Source organism: Xanthomonas sp. SHU 199 (assembly GCF_000364665.1).
GTDB classification, from domain to species: domain Bacteria; phylum Pseudomonadota; class Gammaproteobacteria; order Xanthomonadales; family Xanthomonadaceae; genus Xanthomonas_A; species Xanthomonas_A sontii.
Genome location: NZ_AQOI01000707.1, coordinates 1 through 1,787, shown reverse-complemented (window position 1 = coordinate 1,787; position 1,787 = coordinate 1). Strand labels below are relative to the sequence as shown.

Below are 1,787 nucleotides of genomic sequence, written 5' to 3'. Positions count from 1 at the left end.
CTGTCGTGGACCATGCGCCCGTAGTCGCCGGGGAAGGCCGCTTCGTCCATGCGGTAGCTGATCTCGCCGGCGTCGTGGCGCTGGGCCATCTCCTTCTGTGCGTCGAGTACCGCGCGCAGCTGCTGCTGCATGCGTTGCAGCGATCCCAGCAGCTGCCCCAATTCGTCGTTGCGCGGATACTGGATGCGGCTGTCCAGGCGGCCGGCGGCGACCGCGCTGGAGACTTCCACCGCACTGGCCAGCGGCTTGACCACCAGCCGCCGCAGCAGCAGGTAGAGGCCGCCGCTGAGCAGCAGCGCGGCGCACAGGCCGACCGCCACGATGGTCCACAGCAGGTTGCGCGCCTGCGCCATCAGCACCGCCTTGGGCACCGCCACGCCCAGCGCGAAGCGCTCCTGGGCCTGGCCGATCTGCAGCGGCACATACACTTCCACGTCGGTGGCGCCGGTCTGCGGATCGACGCTGTCGCGGCCGACGGTCTTGCCCTGGGCGATCTCGGCCAGCAAGGCGCGGGTGGCCGGATCCTGCAGCTTCTTGCCGACCAGTGCGGGATCGCGGTCGGCGACGATGGCGCCGCCCGGCGAGAGCAGGCGCACGCGGCCGGCACCGAGCGGACGCAGCTTGGCGACGCGCTGCTGCAGCGTGGCCAGGCCGAAATCGGTGGTGACCACGCCCAGGAACTTGCCGTCTTCCAGGATCGGCGTGCTGACCGTGGTCATCAGCACCTTCTTGCCGGCGATCTCGTAATCGTAGGGTTCGGCGACGGTCGGCCGCAGCAGCTTGCGCGGATTCAGATACCAGTCGCCGGCGCCGGCCACGTCGTAGTCGCGCAGCGGATCGCGCACCAGTTTCCCGTTCTGCCAGGACCAGTACACCATGTAGCGGCCGCTGGCGTCATGGCCCGCGCTGTTGACGTAGTCCGCGTCCTTGCCGTCCAGCGCCTGCGGTTCCCATAGCGTGCCCATGCCGGTCCAGTCCGGATGCTGCTGCAGTTCGCGGCGCAGGCTGTCGCTGAACAGCTCGCGCGCCTTGTCGTGGCCGCGCTGGGCGAGCAGGGCATTGGCCAGTGCCTGGTTGGAGACCGCGGAGGCACCGATGGTGTTGCCGATGCGCTCCGATTCCAGGCGCGCGGTGTCGGTCATGCCGACCTTGGCGGAGGCGAGCAGGGCGGAACTGCTGCGGGCGTAGATGATGGCGGCGGTAATGCCGAAGCACAGCAGGGCGATCGCGGCCACGCCGAGCATCAGGCGGGTGGCGACACTGCTCGGCCGAGTGGAGGACGTCGTGGACATCGCGGTCGTCTCGATGGCGAGGAGGGAAAGATCGCGCTGTCGTGGACCGGAGCCTGTTGCCTGCGGGCACAGCAGACCGGAGCGGAGACGTGCGCGACCTTCCGGTTATCGGCACGGCGTCCCAGAAATGTAGGGCGTGTTTGTGGTGCAACGCCACACGCGCCCCGGCACCGGCCCTGCGGCCGGAAGCGGATGCTCTGTCGGTCGCGGTGGACGGCACCGCCTCGCGATCGGTCCCCGATCACGGCATGTCGAGCGTCGGGCGCGGCGCCGAGCCGCACGACCAAGGCGGCTCGGCGGCCGACAGGACGATGACAACGAAAAAGCCCCGGGAGCGATCGCTCCCGGGGCCGTCGACGCGGACCGGCGGCGACTGCGCGTGCTCAGAACTCCTGCCAGCTGTCGTCGCCCGCCGCGACCGCGACCGGCCGGGCCGATTGCCGGACCGGACGGGCGGCGGGCTTGGCCACCGGCTTGGCCGCCGACCGGGCGGCC

The 1,787-nt window shown here is 70.6% G+C and carries 1 protein-coding gene; it reads right to left on the bottom strand.

Features of this window, described 5'->3' with window-relative positions:
* On the bottom strand, positions 1-1,292 hold a 1,292-nt coding region (locus D183_RS0119985), incomplete at its 3' end, for a PDC sensor domain-containing protein (RefSeq protein WP_026144690.1).
* Positions 1,293-1,787 lie beyond the last annotated feature (495 nt).